The sequence below is a fragment of the Tahibacter soli genome (assembly GCF_025717065.2).
Taxonomy (GTDB): domain Bacteria; phylum Pseudomonadota; class Gammaproteobacteria; order Xanthomonadales; family Rhodanobacteraceae; genus Tahibacter; species Tahibacter soli.
Genome location: NZ_JAOVZO020000001.1, coordinates 224,701 through 241,266 on the forward strand (window position 1 = coordinate 224,701; position 16,566 = coordinate 241,266).

At 69.6% G+C, this 16,566-nt stretch carries 14 protein-coding genes; 8 read left to right on the forward strand and 6 right to left on the reverse strand.

The features are described from left to right. Positions 1–17: 17 nt before the first annotated feature. The gene (locus OD750_RS01025) at positions 18–167 is read left to right on the forward strand and encodes a hypothetical protein (RefSeq protein ID WP_263544537.1); all 150 of its coding nucleotides are present in this window, start codon (positions 18–20) and stop codon (positions 165–167) included. Positions 168–191: 24 nt separating this feature from the next. Here OD750_RS01025 and OD750_RS01030 read toward each other — a convergent pair whose 3' ends face one another. Further along, the gene (locus tag OD750_RS01030; protein ID WP_263544538.1) at positions 192–1,796 is read right to left on the reverse strand and encodes an electron transfer flavoprotein-ubiquinone oxidoreductase; all 1,605 of its coding nucleotides are present in this window, start codon (positions 1,794–1,796) and stop codon (positions 192–194) included. Between the two features lie 79 nt (positions 1,797–1,875). After that, complete coding sequence (locus OD750_RS01035; RefSeq protein ID WP_263544539.1) at positions 1,876–2,676, reverse strand: GntR family transcriptional regulator; 801 nt, start codon at positions 2,674–2,676, stop codon at positions 1,876–1,878. A gap of 124 nt (positions 2,677–2,800) precedes the next feature. Here OD750_RS01035 and OD750_RS01040 point away from each other — a divergent pair, with 124 nt between their 5' ends. The 5 genes from OD750_RS01040 (at position 2,801) to OD750_RS01060 (ending at position 8,353) form a co-directional block, all read left to right on the forward strand. Next, positions 2,801–4,207 (forward strand): amidase, encoded by a 1,407-nt coding sequence (locus OD750_RS01040; RefSeq protein ID WP_263544540.1) that lies wholly within the window; start codon positions 2,801–2,803, stop codon positions 4,205–4,207. A 10-nt stretch (positions 4,208–4,217) separates the two neighbouring features. Next, the gene (locus OD750_RS01045; RefSeq protein ID WP_263544541.1) at positions 4,218–5,432 is read left to right on the forward strand and encodes a CaiB/BaiF CoA transferase family protein; all 1,215 of its coding nucleotides are present in this window, start codon (positions 4,218–4,220) and stop codon (positions 5,430–5,432) included. 224 nt (positions 5,433–5,656) lie between these two features. Next, positions 5,657–6,586: a bifunctional enoyl-CoA hydratase/phosphate acetyltransferase gene (locus OD750_RS01050; protein WP_263544542.1), complete on the forward strand. Its 930-nt coding sequence runs from the start codon at positions 5,657–5,659 to the stop codon at positions 6,584–6,586. Beyond that, entirely contained in the window at positions 6,583–7,689 is a 1,107-nt protein-coding gene (locus tag OD750_RS01055; protein ID WP_263544543.1) for an acetate/propionate family kinase, read from the forward strand. The genes OD750_RS01050 and OD750_RS01055 overlap by 4 nt, the downstream gene beginning before the upstream one ends. Before the next feature lie 49 nt (positions 7,690–7,738). Beyond that, a complete protein-coding gene (locus OD750_RS01060) occupies positions 7,739–8,353 on the forward strand; it encodes an alpha-ketoglutarate-dependent dioxygenase AlkB family protein (RefSeq protein WP_263544544.1) in 615 nt (204 codons plus the stop codon). Here OD750_RS01060 and OD750_RS01065 read toward each other — a convergent pair. Next, entirely contained in the window at positions 8,348–11,173 is a 2,826-nt protein-coding gene (locus OD750_RS01065; RefSeq protein WP_263544545.1) for a serine/threonine-protein kinase, read from the reverse strand. The two genes, OD750_RS01060 and OD750_RS01065, sit on opposite strands and share 6 nt — an antisense overlap. 48 nt (positions 11,174–11,221) lie before the next feature. Beyond that, complete coding sequence (locus OD750_RS01070; protein WP_263544546.1) at positions 11,222–11,776, reverse strand: ECF-type sigma factor; 555 nt, start codon at positions 11,774–11,776, stop codon at positions 11,222–11,224. A 117-nt stretch (positions 11,777–11,893) separates the two neighbouring features. Here OD750_RS01070 and OD750_RS01075 point away from each other — a divergent pair, with 117 nt between their 5' ends. Then, on the forward strand, positions 11,894–13,150 hold the full coding sequence (locus OD750_RS01075) for a threonine/serine exporter family protein (protein ID WP_263544547.1): 1,257 nt from the start codon (positions 11,894–11,896) through the stop codon (positions 13,148–13,150). Between the two features lie 39 nt (positions 13,151–13,189). On the opposite strand, the gene OD750_RS01080 is transcribed toward OD750_RS01075, so the two are convergent. Further along, the gene (locus tag OD750_RS01080; protein WP_263544548.1) at positions 13,190–13,507 is read right to left on the reverse strand and encodes an H-NS histone family protein; all 318 of its coding nucleotides are present in this window, start codon (positions 13,505–13,507) and stop codon (positions 13,190–13,192) included. 317 nt (positions 13,508–13,824) lie between these two features. Between OD750_RS01080 and OD750_RS01085 the strand changes: the two genes are divergently transcribed. After that, on the forward strand, positions 13,825–14,700 hold the full coding sequence (locus tag OD750_RS01085) for a hypothetical protein (protein ID WP_263544549.1): 876 nt from the start codon (positions 13,825–13,827) through the stop codon (positions 14,698–14,700). 113 nt (positions 14,701–14,813) lie between these two features. Here the strand turns inward: OD750_RS01085 and OD750_RS01090 are convergent, their stop codons facing one another. Beyond that, positions 14,814–16,508, reverse strand: coding sequence for a proline--tRNA ligase (locus tag OD750_RS01090; protein ID WP_263544550.1), 1,695 nt, complete (start codon positions 16,506–16,508; stop codon positions 14,814–14,816). Positions 16,509–16,566: the final 58 nt, after the last annotated feature.

The following is a 16,566-nucleotide window of genomic DNA, read 5'->3' on the forward strand; positions in this document are numbered from 1 at the left end:
GATCCAGCTCTTGCTCTTTGGGGTTTTCGCTCTCGCTCGTCATCCCGGCGCAGGCCGGGATCCAGCTTTTCGATATCGGCGAAAACCGAGTCCAGGAGCTGGATTCCGGCCTGCGCCGGAATGACGAGCAAAAAGCAAAAGCTGGATTCCAGCTTTCGCTGGAATGACGGAGTTCGTGCGACGACGCGTCATTACAGGTTCTGGTAGTTCGGCCCCGCCCCGCCTTCCGGCGTCACCCAGGTGATGATCTGGTACGGATCCTTGATGTCGCAAGTCTTGCAGTGCACGCAGTTCGCCGCGTTGATCTGCAGGCGCTTGCCGGCTTCGTCCTCGACGATTTCGTAGACGCCGGCCGGGCAGAACCGCTGGCACGGGTTCGCGTATTCCTCGGCGCAGCGCGTCACGCAGATGTCGGTGTCGGCGACCTTCAGGTGCACCGGCTGGTCTTCGTCGTGCTCGGTCGCGGCGAAGTACACCGAGGCCAGGCGGTCGCGCGGCGGCAGCGTGCGTTCGACGAAGTCGCGCCTCGGCGCTTCGTACTGGCCGATCTTGTGCAGCGAGTTCCAGTCCGGCGTGCTCTTGAGCGTCCACGGCGACAGCCCCGCCGTGACCGTTTCCCAGCCGGCGTTGGCCAGGCCCATCCACAGTCCGCCATGGAAGCCCGGTTTGATATTTCTGACTTTGTGCAGTTCTTTGCCGACCGCCGACGCGCGCAGCTTCGCGTCCCAGCCCTCGACCGAGTTCGTCGCGGCGATGTGTTCGGCCGCGAGCATGCCCGAGCGCAGCGCCTGGTGCGTACCCTTGATCTTCGGCACGTTGAGCGTGCCGGCCGCGTCGCCGATCAGCAGCGCGCCGGGCATTTCGCAGCGCGGCAGCGCCTGCCAGCCGCCGGTGACGATCGCGCGCGCGCCGTACGAAACGATGCTGCCGCCTTCGAGCAGCGGCTTGATCGCGGGGTGGTTCTTCAACTGCTGGAACAGCTCGAACGGCGACAGCATCGGATCGGCGTAGTCGAGGCCCGTGATGTAGCCGATCGCGACGCGGTCCTTGTCGAGGTGGTACAGGAACGAGCCGCCGTACGTCGCGTTGTCGGCCGGCCAGCCGAGCGTGTGCATCACCTTGCCCGGCTCCACGCGCCCGGCCGGCAGCTGCCACAGCTCCTTGATGCCGATCGAATAGCTCTGCGGGTCGCAGTCCTTGTCGAGCGCGTATTTGGCGATCAGCTGCTTGGACAGATGCCCGCGCGCGCCTTCGCCGAGCACGGTGATCGGCGCGGTGATGTCGATGCCTTGCGTATAGCCGCTCTTGTGTTCGCCGTCGCGCGCGACGCCCATGTCGCCGATGCGCACGCCGCAGACCGCGCCTTGATCGTTGAACAGCGGTTCGGCCGCGGCAAAGCCGGGATAGATCTCGACGCCGAGCGCTTCGGCCTGCGGCGCCAGCCACGCGCACAGTGCGCCGAGCGAGACGATGAAGTTGCCGTGGTTGTGCATTTGCGGCGGCACGACCGGCAGCTTGAGCGCGCGCGCTTTGTCGCGCAGCCACCAGAACTCGTCCTTGGTCACCGGCACGCAGATCGGCGGCGGATTCTTGCCCCAGTCGGGCAGCAGTTCGTTCAGCGGTTCGGGCTCGATCACCGCACCGGAAAGGATGTGCGCGCCGACCGTCGATGCCTTTTCGATCACGCAGACGCGGATGTCGGGCTTGAGCTGCTTCAGGCGTATCGCGAAGGCGAGGCCGGCCGGGCCTGCGCCCACGGTGACCACGTCGTATTCCATGACATCGCGTTCGCTCATGGCGGACTCCGGCTAGGGCGAGGAAAGGCGCATTGTCGCGGTTCCCAGCTAGAGCCGGCAATCAGGCCGGCGTACGTCGCTACACGCCGCGCATCACATCGCTGCGCTCGTAACGCGTGACATAGCTGAAAACGTCGCCCGGATGCAGCGTCACGGCCACGAGCAGGATGCGGTTCTTCGGGTCGAAATAGCGCCGCAGCGTGCGCAGCGCCGGCGTGCCGGGCTCGACTTCGAGTTCGCGCGCCTGTTCGGCGTCGAGCGCGACGGCCGACAGGATCTGCTCGACGAGGCCCACGCGCGCGAACAGCTCGCCCTCGATCAGCGCGCGCATCGCGTCCTCGACGCGCGCGAAGCCGGGCGGCAGCCCCTGCATCGTCGCGCGGCGGTATACATCGGTAATACAGAACGGTTTGAGCATGCGCCGCTGGTAGCGGATGCCGTGCAGCAGCACGCATTCGGTGCCGGCGCGCACGTCGAGCCAGCCGGCGATCGTCGCATCGGCCTCGAGCCGGTCGCTGTGGCGCAGCTGGAAGCGCGTCGCCTGGGTGTACTGCAGCAGATCGTCGATCGAACGCACGTACTGGTTGTAGCGCACCTGCGGCTCGGCGCTGCGCACCTGCGTGCCCGAGCCGCGCCGGCGCGCGACGAGGCCCATCTCCTCGAGCGTACGCAGCGCTTCGCGCGCGGTGTAGCGGCTGATCGCGAAGCGCTCGCACAGCTGCGCCTCGGTCGGCAGCATGCCGCCGACGGGATGGTCGCCGCGCTTGAGCTCGTCGCGCAGTTCGTCGGCCACCTGCAGGTAGCGCGGCTTGCGCGACGAGCGCAGGCCGCGGCGCGCGGCGCCGGTCGGCGGTTCTCGGGGTGTTTCTTCCTCGCTCATCGCGTCGTGCCGGCCACTTGACGGGGCAAGTGTACGTGTACGCGGTCGCGGATTCGCCGTCTCGCGCTGGCGTAGAAATAGGCATCGGTCATAATCGGGCGAAGCAGGATAGGGAGGGGACTGGATGAATGCGGTAACGGACGAACTCGCCGGACACGAATTGCGCGGCGCGGCCCTGTGTCACCAGCTGCACTGGCTGGCCTCGGGGCGCGTCGACGCGGAGTGGCTGACCACCCTGTACCTGTCGGCGATCGAGCGTGAAAACCCGCGCCTCAACGCGTATATCGCCCTCGACGCGGCCGGCGCGCGCGCGGCTGCCGCGGCGGCATCGGCGCGGCGCAAGTCGGGCGGCGCGATCGGCCGCCTCGACGGCGTGCCGGTGGCGATCAAAGACAATTTCGACGTCGCCGGCTGGGCCACGACGGCCGGCCTGCCGGGCCGGCGCGAGCATCGCGCGACGACCGACGCGGCCTGCATCGCGCGCCTCGCCGCGTCCGGCGCGGTGATCCTCGGCAAGACCAATCTCGACGAAGGCGTGCTCGGCGCACGCACGCACAACGCGCACTACGGCGCGACGGTCAATCCGTGGCGCGAAGGCTACGGCGTGGGCGGATCGTCGGGCGGCTCGGCCGCCGCGGTCGCGGCGGGCCTGTGCGCGGCGGCGCTCGGCTCCGACAGCATGGGCTCGATCCGCATTCCCGCGAGCCACTGCGGCGTCGCGGCGCTCAAGCCCACGCACGGCGAAATCTCGGTGCGCGGCATGGTGCCGGCGGCGCGCAGGCTCGACACCGTCGGCCTGATCGCGCGCGGCGTCAACGACCTGACGGTGCTTCTGCAGGTGCTGGCCGGCTACGACGCGGAAGATCCGCGGTCGCGCAAGCGCCGCGTCGCGTTCGCGCCGCCGGACTGGGAGCCGGGGCGCTTGAAGAGCGGCGTCATTCCGAATCTCGCGGCGCTCGGCACGTCGCCGGAAGTCGTCGAAGTGTTCGAGAACGCGCTCGTGACGCTGCGCCAGGAGCTCGGCGAGCGCCGCGGCGTGAGCTTCGCCGATTATCCGTTCGACCGCGCGCGCCGCGCCGGCCTGTTGCTGATGGAAGCCGAAATGCTGTCGACGTTCGCGAGCGATCTTGCCGACGCCGCGCATCCGGTGTCGCCGGGCTTTCGCGCGATGCTCGAGTTCGCGCGCGGCAAGTCGGCGCCGGACTACGTCGCGGCCGACCGCATGCTCGACGCGTCGGTGCTCAAGATGCGCCGCGTGTTCGCCGAGGTCGACGTGCTCGTCACGCCGACGACCCCGGGCGCCGCGGTGCCGCTCGACGCGCCGGAACCGGCGAACCAGGCGCTGTTCACGAGCTTCCCGAGTCTCGCCGGCTGCCCCGCGGTGACGATTCCGATGGGCCGCTCGGCCGACGGCCTGCCGCTCGGCATGCAGTTCGTCGGGCCGCCGGGTTCGGATCTGCGCCTGCTCGAACTCGCGGAAGTCTGTGCGGCCGCGCTCGACGCGGCGCCGGTCTATCCGCCGCGCGGGTAAGCGTCGCCGCATGAAGCCGCTCGACGGCGTCCGGGTGCTGGATCTGTCGCGCATCCTTGCGGGGCCGTGGTGTACGCAGCTCCTGGCCGACTACGGTGCGCAGGTGACCAAGATCGAACGTCCCGGCAGCGGCGACGATACGCGCCGCTGGGGACCGCCGTTTCTGCAAGGCGCCAACGACGAGGCCGTCGCCGCGTATTTCCTCGCGTGCAACCGCGGCAAGCGGTCGGTCGCGCTCGACTTCGCGCAGCCCGACGGCCAGGCGCTGCTGCAGCGTCTCGCCGACGATGCCGACGTCGTCGTCGAAAACTATCTGCCCGGCACGCTCGCGCGATACGGGCTCGACTACGCGACGCTCTGCGCGCGCAATCCGCGGCTCGTGTACTGCTCGATCAGCGGTTTCGGCCAGGAGGGCGCGAACGCCGCGCGGCCCGGCTACGACGCGATGATCCAGGCCGAGGCGGGTCTGATGTCGCTGACCGGGATTGCCGACGGCGAGCCCGGCGCGGGGCCGCAGAAGGTCGGCGTCGCGGTCAGCGACCTCATGTGCGGCATGTACGCGGCGACGGCGATTCTCGCGGCGCTGCACGCGCGGTCGGCGACCGGGCGCGGCGCGCATCTGGATCTCGCGCTGTTCGACTGCCAGGTCGCCTGGCTCGCGAACCAGGGCATGAACTTCCTCGTCGGCGGCGAAGTGCCGCACCGGCACGGCACCGCACACCCGAACATCGCGCCGTACCAGACATTCGCGACGGCCGACGGCCATCTGATGCTCGCCTGCGGCAACGACGCGCAGTTCCGGCGCCTGTGCGACGAGGGCGGCGTGGCGGCGCTCGCGGACGATGTGCGTTTTGCGACGAATGCCGCACGCGTGGCGCATCGCGGCGAACTCGTCGAGCGCCTGCAGGCGGTATTCGCCGCGCGCACGACCGCCCAGTGGCTCGCCGCGCTCGCGGCGACCGGCGTGCCGGCCGGGCCGGTCAACGATCTCGCGCAGGTGTTCGCGCACGAGCAAACGCGCGAGCGCGGTCTCGCGTTCGAGATGACGCATCCGACGCTCGGACCGCTGCCGCAGATCGCCAATCCGGTGCGCGCCGACGGCGCGGCGTGGCGCGCGGATCTCGCGCCGCCGCGCCTGGGCGAACACACCGATGAGGTGCTCGCGTCGCTCGGCGTCGATGCCGGCGAGCGCGAGCGGCTGCGCGGCAGCGGCGTCGTTGGGTGAAATATAAAAAGAAAATTCAAAATAAAGAATCCCTCTCCCCCAAGCTTGCTTGGGGAAGGCCGGGGTGAGGGGGCGGCGCCGCAGTCTTCGTCGACGTCGACGCAGTGCCTCGCGTCGCCCCCTCACCCCAACCCTCTCCCCCGCAAGCTTGCGGGGGAGAGGAGCCCGGCATGGCCACGCGCATCCACTGCGACATCGAGCGCCCTCATCGAACGGAGTCACCCATGAGCACCTGGTCCGACGCGATTCTCGAACGCTGCCGCTCGCTGCCCGCGATGCGCACGGCCGTCGTCCATCCGGTCAAGGCCATCGCGATCGAAGCGGCCGACGACGCGCGGCGGCGCCACCTGATCGAACCGGTGCTGATCGGGCCGGCCGCGCGCATCGCCGAGGCCGCCGCCGAGGCCGGCGTCGACATCGCCGGCTGGGAAGTCGTCGACGTCGAGCACAGTCACGCCGCCGCCGCGAAAGCCGTCGCGCTCGCGGCCGGCAAGGGCGTCGACGCGATCATGAAAGGCGCGCTGCACACCGACGAACTCCTGGCCGCCGTCGTGCGCAGCGACGCGGGTCTGCGCACCGAGCGCCGCGTCTCGCATGCGTTCGTCATGAACATCGCGACGTATCCGAAGCCGTTCATCATCACCGACGCGGCGGTCAACATCGCGCCGGCGCTCGAGGACAAGGCCGACATCGTGCGCAACGCCGCGGACCTCTGGCGCGCGATGTTCCCCGACCAGGGCCGGCCGAAGGTGGCCGTGCTCGCGGCGGTCGAGACGGTCAATCCCCGCATGGCCGCGACGCTCGACGCCGCGGCGCTGTGCAAGATGGCCGACCGCGGCCAGATCGCCGACTGCGTCATCGACGGCCCGCTCGCGTTCGACAACGCGGTCAGCGCCGAGGCGGCGAAGGAAAAAGGCATCGTCTCCGCCGTCGCCGGCGACGCCGACATCCTCGTCGTGCCCGACATCGAATCGGGCAACATGCTCGCCAAGCAGCTGACGTTCCTGAGCCGCGCCGAGATCGCCGGCGTCGTGCTCGGCGCGCGCGTGCCGATCGTGCTGACGAGCCGCGCCGACGACGAGCACGCGCGATTGCTTTCGTGCGCGCTCGCCGTGCTGCTCGTCGACGCGCGCGCGGCGGGCCGCTTCAAATGACCGACGCGCTGCTCGTACTCAACACCGGCTCTTCGAGCCTGAAGTTCGAGGCGCAGCGCTACGACACGTTCGAGCGGCTGGCGTGGGGGCAGGTGTCCGGCATCGGCACCGACGCGCGGTTTTCGGCGCGTCTTGCCGGTGTCGATGCGGCGATCGCGACGCCGCTCGCGTCGTCCGATCACGACGCGGCGCTCGTCGCCGTGCTCGACTTCATCGACCGTCACGACGACGACTGGCGCCTGCGCGCGATCGCGCACCGCGTCGTGCACGGCGGCCTCAAGTTCGTCGAGCCGGTCGTCGTGACGCCCGCGGTGCTCGAAGAGCTCGGCAAGCTCGTACCGCTCGCGCCGCTGCACCAGCCGCACAATCTCGCGGGCATCGCCGCGTCGGCGCGGCTCGCCGGTCACGCGCCCGACATCGCCTGCTTCGATACCGCGTTCCATGCGCGCCACGATCCGCTGTTCCAGCGGTTCGCCGTGCCGGCCGAACTCTACGAGCGCGGCGTGCGGCGCTACGGGTTTCACGGCCTGTCGTACGAATGGATCGCGCGCGTGCTGCGCGACACGCGGCCCGATCTCGCGGGCGCGCGCGTCGTCGTCGCGCACCTCGGCAACGGCGCGAGCCTGTGCGCGCTCAAGGGCGGCGAAAGCGTCGACACGACGATGGGCATGACCGCGCTCGACGGCCTGCCGATGGGCACGCGCAGCGGCGCGATCGATCCCGGCGCGGTGACGTACCTCCTGCGCGAACTCGGGTGGGACGCAGCGCGCGTCGAACGCACGCTGTACGAGGAATCGGGCCTGAAGGGCCTGTCGGGCCTGAGCAACGACGTGCGCACGCTCGTCGCGAGCGACGCGCCCGGCGCGCGCTTCGCGCTCGACTACTTCGCGCTGAAGGTCGCGCAGTACGCGGCGACGATGGCCGTGTCGATGGGCGGTATCGACGCGATCGTGTTCACCGGCGGCATCGGCGAGAACGCGGCGTCGGTGCGCGAGGCGATTCTCGCGCGGCTGCGCTTTCTCGGCGACGTCGAGGCGCTCGTGATTCCCGCCAACGAGGAACGCATGATGGCGCTGCACGCGCGAAGGCTCGTCGAATCGTAGCGCACGATCCGGACGGACGCGCCGCCGCGCTCGCGCGACAATCGCCGCCATGACCTTCGAACTTCCGCTCGCCGCGCCCGCATGGCAGCCGCTGCCCGATCTGCCGGGCGCCACGCTGCGCTACGCGCCGCGCGCGATCGCCGATCCCGACGCGTGGTTCGCGCGCCTGCGCGACGAGATCGCGTGGGAACGCCATCGCATCCGGCTCTACGGCCGCGAAGTCGATTCGCCGCGCCTGTCGTCGTGGGTCGGCGACGCCGACGCGGTGTACACCTATTCGCGCACGCGCTTCGTGCCGCATCCGTGGACGCCCGCGCTCGGCGCACTGCGCGACGCCGTGTCGCGCTGGTGCGGCGCGCCGTTCAACAGCGTGCTGTGCAATCTGTACCGCAGCGGCGCCGATTCGATGGGCTGGCACAGCGACGCCGAGCCCGAACTCGGCCCCGAGCCGGTCATCGCGTCGCTGAGTTTCGGCGCCGTGCGCCGCTTCCGGCTGCGGCACAAGCGCGATGCCTCGTTGTCGCTCGACCTGCCGCTCGCGCCGGGCAGCCTGTTCGTGATGGCCGGCACGACGCAGACGCACTACCGGCACGATCTGCCCAAGACCGCGCGCGTCGCCGCGCCGCGCGTCAATCTGACGTTTCGCGCGATCGCCGCGTCATAGCGTCGCGCGCAGTTCTCGCGCGTCGCGCGCGTCGGCGTGATCGGCCGGCAGCTCGCGCGCGTACACCGCGAGCGCGCGATCGACGAGCGCCGCGACGCCGTCCCGCCGTCGCAGCGCGAGTCGCACGCGCGCGGTTTCGATCAGGCATGTCGCGGTGCGCAGGCCGTCGGGGTACGCGTCGCCGTCGTACGCCGCGAGCGCTTTTTCCAGTTGTTCGCTCGCGCCGTCGAGGTCGCCGTGCTTGCGCAGCACGCGGCCGTAGATCACGCGCGACCACGGGTAGTGCGCTTCGTTGCCGTCGAACGCGGCGACGTCGGCCGCGACGCCGTCCCGCATCAACGCTGCGGCTTCGTCGAGCCGACCGGTGCGTTCGAGGAGCAGCGCGAGGCTGTTGCGCGCAGAGCCGCGCTTGCGCGGCGGATTGAGACGTTCGGACAGCGCGTAGGCCTCGCGCAGCAGCGGTTCGGCGTCTGCGTCGCGGCCGATTTCGCCGAGCGCCGCGGCGTAGTTGCCCTGCGCGGTGCGCGTGCGCGCATGCTCGGCGCCGAGGCGCTCGCGCCAGATCGCGTACGCCTGCCCGAACAGCGGCGCGGCTTCGTCGTAGCGGCGCCGGCCGTACAGCAGCAACGCGTAGTTGTTCATCGCGACCGCCGCATCGTCGCTGCGTTCGCCGAAAACCTCGCGCCGCGCGGCGATGTTGCGCTTGAACAGCGCCTCGGCCTCGTCGATCTCGTTCGCGCTCTGCAGCCACAGCGCGAGTTCGCCCTCGCTCGACAACGTCAGCGGGTGCCGTTCGCCGTAGTGCCTGACGTGCAGCGCGAGCGCCTCGCGCATCAGCGGCACGGCGGCCGGCGCGTTCGCCCCGGCGCCGATCGCGCCGGCGAGTTCGTGCAGCCGCGAGGCCACCGACGGACTTTCGGGATCGAGTTCGCGCTGCAGCGCGAGTGCTTCGCGCAAGAGCGGCTGCGCTTCTTCGTGGCGCGCCTGCGTCGTGCGCAGGTAGCCGAGCGCGGCGAACGCGTCGATGCGGGTCTGCGCCGATGCCGCGGGGCTCGCGCGCACGAAATCGGCGACGTTGGTCAGGCGTGTGGAGGCGTCGTCGAGCCGGTCGAGGTCGATCTCGATGCGCCCGCGCTGGATTTCGGCTTCGGCGCGCAGCGCGTCGCTGTAGGGCCGGTCGCCGAGCATGTTCAGCGCGGCGTCGATCGCCGCGAGCGCGTCGTCGTAGCGCCCGGCTTCCTCGAGCGCCGCCGCGAGCCGGATCGCGGCGCGCGCCCGTTCGGCGCGGTCGCTGCCGGCGTCGGCCGCGAGCGCGGCGCGTGCGGATTCGAGCAGGCCGATCGCCCGCGCCTCGTCGCCGAGCGACGCGTAGATCGCGCCGAAATCCGACAGCAGCGCGCCGCGCAGGGCGGGCTGGTCGGCGAGACCCCGTTCGGCGCGGCGCGCGCCCTGGTCGAGCACTTCGCGCAGCGGAATCTCGCGGCCGCGCGCCTGCTCCGGGTCGATCGCGGCGAAGATGCCGGTGAGGTATTCGCGCACGGCGAGCGCCGTGCGCGCGTGACGCTCGATCTGCCGCGCCTGCGTCCACGCGACGCCGACGCCGATCGCGATCGTCGCCGCGATCGCGGCGACCGCCGCAACGCCTGCGCGGTGCCGGCGCAGGTATTTGCCGATGCGCCGTCCGCGCGACGCCTGCGCGCCGGGCAACGGCCGGTGCGCGAGCCATGCGTCGAGATCGGCCGCGAACGCGTCGACGCTCGCGTAGCGCGCCTCGGGCGACTTGGCGAGCGCGCGTTCGACGACGGCATCGAGGTCGCGATCGAGCGCGCGTGCGAGCACCGCGACGTTCGAACCTCGGCGTGCGGCGAGCGTTGGGGCGTCGGGTTCGGCGTCGCGCGCGAGCGCCTTGCGCAGGCGTTCGGGTTCGGCGTGCGCGACCGCGTCGGCGTACGCGACGCGGCGTGCCGGGTCGATCGCGTACGGCAGGCGCCCGCACAGGAGTTCGTACAGCAGCATGCCGAGCGCGTAGACGTCGGTCGCGGTGCCGATGACGCCGCCGTCGAGCTGTTCGGGCGCGGCGTAGACCGGCGTCAGTGCCTGCGTCGTCTGCGTCGCGTCGTCCTCGTCCAGCAGTTTGGCGATGCCGAAGTCGAGCAGTTTCGGACGGCCGTCGGCGGTGACGAGCACGTTGCCGGGCTTGATGTCGCGATGCACGACGAGGTTGCGGTGCGCGTACGCGAGCGCGTCGAGCACGCGGCGGAACAGGCGCACGCGCGCGGCGGGCGCCAGCCGCAGCCGGTCGGCGTAGCGCGTGATCGGCTCGCCGTCGACGACTTCGAGCGCGAACCACGGGCGCCCGTCGGCATCGATGCCGCCGTCGAACAGGCGCGCGATGCCGTCGTGCGACAGCCGCGCGAGGATTGCGCGTTCGCGCGCGAGGCGCTGGCGCTGCGACGGGCTGTCGAGCCCCGCGCGAATCTGCTTGAGCGCCACGCGCTGCGCGATGCCCGGCTCGTCGCGTTCGGCGAGGTACACCGTGCCCATGCCGCCGCTGCCCAGGCGCGAGCGCAGCCGGTACGGGCCGATGCGTTCGGGCAGCGCGTCGGCGCCGGCGAACAGCGGCGCACCGAACTGCGCGGCGCCGGCGTCGAGCGGCGCCGCGCCCGCGTGGGCCGCGAGCAGCGCCTCGACTTCGGCGCGCACGTCGGGCGGGCACGTCGCGGTGTCGCCAAGCAAGACGGCGCGTTCGGCGTCGGTCGCATCGGCGCAGGCGGCGAACAGTTGCTTGATCCGTTCCCAGTCGGGTTCGTGCGCGGTCATCGGGTACCTCAGCCTTCGGTTACGCGATCGGGCGCCGCAGGCGGCAGCTCATGCGCCGAGTTCGCGCGCCAGCACCGCGCGCGCGAGCGCCCAGTCGCCGCGCACGGTGCGCTCGCTGAGCTTCAGCTCGACCGCGATCTCGTCGAACGTGAAGCCGCCGAAGAAATGCCACTCGACGACGCGGGCGGCACGCGCGTCGCGTCGGGCGAGCCGCGACAGCGCCTGGTCGATCGCGAGCACTTCGCTCGCGCGGGCGTCGGCGAGCGCCGTCGCCTCGTCGAGTTCGGCCGGGCGCTCGCCGCCGCCGCGCTTGTCGGCGATGCGCCGGCGCGCCTGGTCGACGAGGATCTGCCGCATCGCGCGCGCCGCGAGGCTGTAGTAGTGGCCGCGGCTTTCGAGCGTACCGGCGTAATTCGCCGCGAGCTTCGCCCAGGCCTCGTGCACGAGCGCCGTCGTGTCGAGCGTCGCGCCGGGATTGCGCCGCAGCTCGGCAGCGGCGATGCGCTTCAATTCCGCGTAGATCCGCGCGAACGCGGCTTCGCGCGCGTCGTCGTCGCCCCGTTGCGCCCGGTTGAGGAGCTCAGTCAGTTCGTTGTCCGGCATCGATCTTCCCCCCGTCCCGGGCGAGTCTAGCAACGCCCCTGCCGGCGATTCATCGGGCGGTACGCCGTTTGGCCGTCCGTTCGCCCATAATCGCGACCGTTTGATCGGGGCGCACGAATGCAAGAGGAAGAACCGCGCGCGCAAAGCGCGTACACGCTCAATACACGGGTCGGCTTCGTCGTCGCGCTCGCACGGCGCCTGCACGAGTACGGCACGGCGGCCCCGCGCCTGGAAGACGCGATCAGCAAAGTCAGCGAACGCCTGGACCTCTACTGCGACGTGCTGTCGACGCCGACGTCGATCGTGCTGTCGTTCGCCGAGACGAGCCAGGGCAAGCACGCGGTCGCGCAGCTGACGCAGGTGATTCGCCTCGCGCCCGGCGAGGTCAATCTGCGGCGCCTGTGCGAGGTCGACAACATCGCCGACCGCGTGATCGACGGCAGCCTCGACCTGCGCACGGGCTATCGCATGCTGCGCGAGCTCGATCGACCGATGAGCCCGCGCGGGCGGTGGCTGACCGTGCTCGCGTACGGCGTGTCGTCGGCGAGCATCGCCTCGCTCCTGAAAACCTCGTGGGCCGACATCGCGGTCGCGGCGCTGTGCGGCTGGCTGATCGGTCTCGTCGCCTACGGCGCGGTCGGACGGCCGCGGCTGTCGGCGAGCTTCGAGGCGGTGTCGGCGCTCATCGTCACGGTGATCGCGATCGCGGTCAGCGCGTACGTCGTGCCGCTGAGCCTGAAGCCCGTCGTGCTCGCCAGCCTCATCGTGCTCCTGCCCGGCATGACGCTGACGACGGCCGTGCGCGAGCTGTCGAGCCAGCATCTCGTGTCGGGCGTGGCGCGCATGGCCGGCGCAATGGCTACATTGCTCAAATTGACGTTCGGCACCGTCGCCGCCGCGCAATTGTGCCGCGTCGTCGGCGTCGTGCCGTCGTCGGAGGTGCTGCCGGCCGTGCCGGTCTGGGCGGAATGGCTCGGCCTCGTCGCCGGCGCCTGTTCGTTCGCGGTGATTTTCAGGAGCGGCCGGCGCGACGTATGGATCGTGATCGCCTCGATCATGCTCGGCTACGCATTGACGCGTTTCGGCGGCGCGCGCTTCGGACCGGAATTCGGCGTATTTATCGCCGGCCTCACGATCGGCGCGGTGAGCAATGTATACGCGACCTTGAAGCAGCGGCCGGGCGCGTTGATCCGCGAACCCGGGATTATCCTGCTGGTGCCCGGCAGTATCGGCTTCAAAAGCCTGTCGTTCGTTTTCGAACGTGACGTGCTTCTCGGAATCGATACCGCGTTTTCGCTCGTAACGATACTGGTGTCGCTGGTCGCGGGGTTGTTGTTCGGCGACCTGCTGGCGCCGCCGCGGCGCAGTCTTTGAAATTCGAGCCGGGTCGTTGCGACCCGGCTCGCAAGCGCGTCAGATCAGGAGATCTTTCTCTTTCTTGCCGGCGCCGATCGCGGCGACGAACCAGCGCGGACGCTTGCCGCGGCCCGACCAGGTTTCATTCGGCGCCTGCGGATTGCGGTATTTCGGCTTGACCTTCTTGCCGGCCGACTGCTTGCGCGCGGCGCCGAACAGTTCTTCGATGCTGAAGCCTTCGGTCTTGGCGAGATTCACGATTTTTTCGCGAACCTTGCCGATTTTTTCGCGCTGCAGATCGTTCTTGCGCTGTTCGGCGCGAAGAATAAGATCGTTGAGCTGTTTCGGATTGAGACTGTCGAGATCGATGGCCATGGTTATCCTCGAAGTGGGAAGGGCGGCGAACGCGGCGACAATTCCGTTTTTCGCATTCGTCGCTCGTGTATCTGCGCATGCACTTTTAAACCCGCGGGCATGCACGGGGCGCGATTTTGTACTTAATCGCCATTCCAATGCAAATTAATCTGTCCCGCGACAACTGCCGAGCCGGACTTGCACCGGCGCTCGCCGCGGGCTAGCGTGGCCGGTCGGGTCCGTGCGCGCCGACGTGATACCGACCGCCTCGACGCGCTACTATTCGCCGGGCGCCGCCCTACGCGGCCGACCTTCGATCGATGTCTCAGGGGTGAGCAGTGGGACTGCTGGACGAACTCGAACAGGAAGCGCAACGGCGCAAGGCCGGAGCGGACGACGTCGAGCGTTTGAAACAGGAACGCGAGGCGTCCTATCGCACGCAGCTCGAGCCGGGCATGGCAGCGCTGTACGAATACCTCCTGAAGCTCACGCAGAACCTCGCCTTCATCAAGCCGCGCAAGACGTTCACGCATGCGATCGCCGGCTACGGCAACGTCGTGTTCGCGGTCGAGCACGAGTACGACCTCAAGATATCGAGCCAGCCGGCCTCCAAAGAGATCAAGCTGTCGTTTCCGTGCAGCGTCGTGACCGACGAATGCCCGTCGGTCGAGGTGCTGACGTCGTCGCGCATCAAGACGGTCGCCGGCGCATTCCAGCGTTTTCATATCGGCGGCATTACGCCGACGAAGAAAGACGCGTCCGGCGACGTCATCGCCGCGACGTTCCGCGCGCGCGGCAGAGCGGTATTGGCGGCGCAGTTCAACGCCGACGCCGAGACCGGTCTTCTGCGCATGACGTTCGCGAATTTCGACCAGCTCGGCGGCCAGCTCACCAAGACGGCGACCGGCGAGCAGTTCAACGAGCAGATGTACGACGAGATCGGCCGCTACGTCGCGCGCGAGCCCAATTCGCTGTTCCGCGAAGCGCTGCCCGACGACTACCGCAAGCAGCTGCGCACGAAGGTGCAGCAGGAAGAAATGAAGCGGAAGTGGGAGGCCCAGATGGCCGACCGGCAGCGCCAGGAGCTGGCCGACCTCGAACGCCAGCAGGGCCTGGCCGGCAAGCTGACGAAGGCGGTCGAAGTGTCGGCCGGCGGGTTGTTCGGCAAGCTGCGCGGCCTGGTTTCGAAGAAGGACAAGGACGGCGACAAGTAGCGCCGTTCGCTCGTCATCCCTTTTTTGCTCGTCATCCCGGCGAAAGCCGGGATCCAGCCTTTGACTTTCACGCCTGAGAAGCTGGATCCCAGCTTTCGCTGGGATGACGGACGTTAGAACAGCCCCAGCACTTCGTCGCGCGTCAGCTGCTTCGCCTCGGTATCGCGACGTCCGCGGTATTCGAACGTGCCGGCCGCAAGGCCGCGTTCGCTGACGACCACGCGATGCGGAATGCCGATCAGTTCCATGTCGGCGAACATCGGGCCGGGACGCAGCCCGCGATCGTCGAGCAGCACTTCCACGCCCTTCGCCGCAAGCTCCGCATACAGCGCGTCCGCCGCCGCGGCCACTGCCGCGTCGTTCTTCGGGTTGATCGTGCACACCGCGATGCGCCACGGCGCCATCGGCTCGGGCCAGACGATGCCGGCCGCGTCGTAGTTCTGCTCGATCGCGGCGGCCACGATGCGGCTGACGCCGATGCCGTAGCAGCCCATGTACATTTCGCGACTTTTACCGTCCTGGTCGAGCACGGTCGCGCCGAGCGCTTCGCTGTACTTGCGGCCGAGCTGGAACACGTGGCCGACCTCGATGCCGCGCGCCAGGCGCAACTCGCCCTGGCCGTCGGGCGAGGGGTCGCCCTCGACGACCTTGCGCAGGTCCTCCACGCGCGTGACGCGCGCGTCGCGTTCCCAGTTCGCGCCGCGGTAGTGCGTGCCGTCGGCGTTGCCGCCGCAGACGAAATCGGCGAGCACCGCGGCGCTGCGGTCGACGATGACCGGAATCGTGTCGGGCAGGCCGACCGGTCCGATGAAGCCCGGGCGGCAGCCGAGCGCCTTGACGATGTCGGCTTCGTCGGCGAGCGCCGACGCGCCCGGCAGTTCGGCGAGCTTGCCGGCCTTGACCTCGTTGATCTCGTGATCGCCGCGCACGCACAGCGCGACGAGGCCGTCGACGCCCTTGACGAGGATCGTCTTGACGCACCGGGCCGGATCGACGCCGAGGAACGCCGACACCTCGTCGATCGTCTTCTGCGTCGGCGTGTCGACGCGCGCGAGTTCGGCCGCGGGCGCCGGGCGCACGGCGACGGGCGCGACCGCCTCGGCGAATTCGATGTTCGCGGCGTAGTCGGAGCCGGTCGAGAACGCGATCGCGTCTTCGCCCGAATCGGCGAGCACCTGGAATTCGTGCGACACGCTGCCGCCGATCGCGCCGGAGTCGGCCTGCACCGCACGGAATTTCAGGCCCAGGCGCGTGAAGATCCGGCCGTAGGCGTTGTACATGTTCCAATATTCCTGCTCGAGCCCGGCCGGGTCGAGATGGAACGAGTACGCGTCCTTCATGATGAATTCGCGCGCGCGCATCACGCCGAAGCGCGGGCGGATCTCGTCGCGGAACTTCGTCTGGATCTGATAGAAGTTGACCGGCAGCTGCTTGTAGCTCTTGAGCTCGGCGCGCGCGAAGTCGGTGATCACCTCTTCATGCGTCGGGCCGTAGCAGAACTCGGCGTCCTTGCGGTCGCGGATCTTCAGGAGCTGGCCGCCGAACTTCTCCCAGCGGCCGGTTTCCTCCCACAGCTCGCGCGGCTGGATCGACGGCATCAGCACTTCGATCGCGCCCGCGCGGTTCATTTCTTCGCGCACGGCGGTTTCGACCTTGCGCAGCACGCGCAGGCCCAGCGGCGACCAGGTGTACAGGCCCGCGGCGAGCTTGCGGATCATGCCGGCGCGCAGCATCAGCTGATGGCTGGCGATTTCGGCGTCGGCGGGAACTTCCTTGACGGTGGCGAGGTGATACTGGGAAAGGCGCATGGGCGTCGATCGAACACGGAAAGTCCGTGATTCTAGCCGGTCCTGCCGTGCTGCGGTT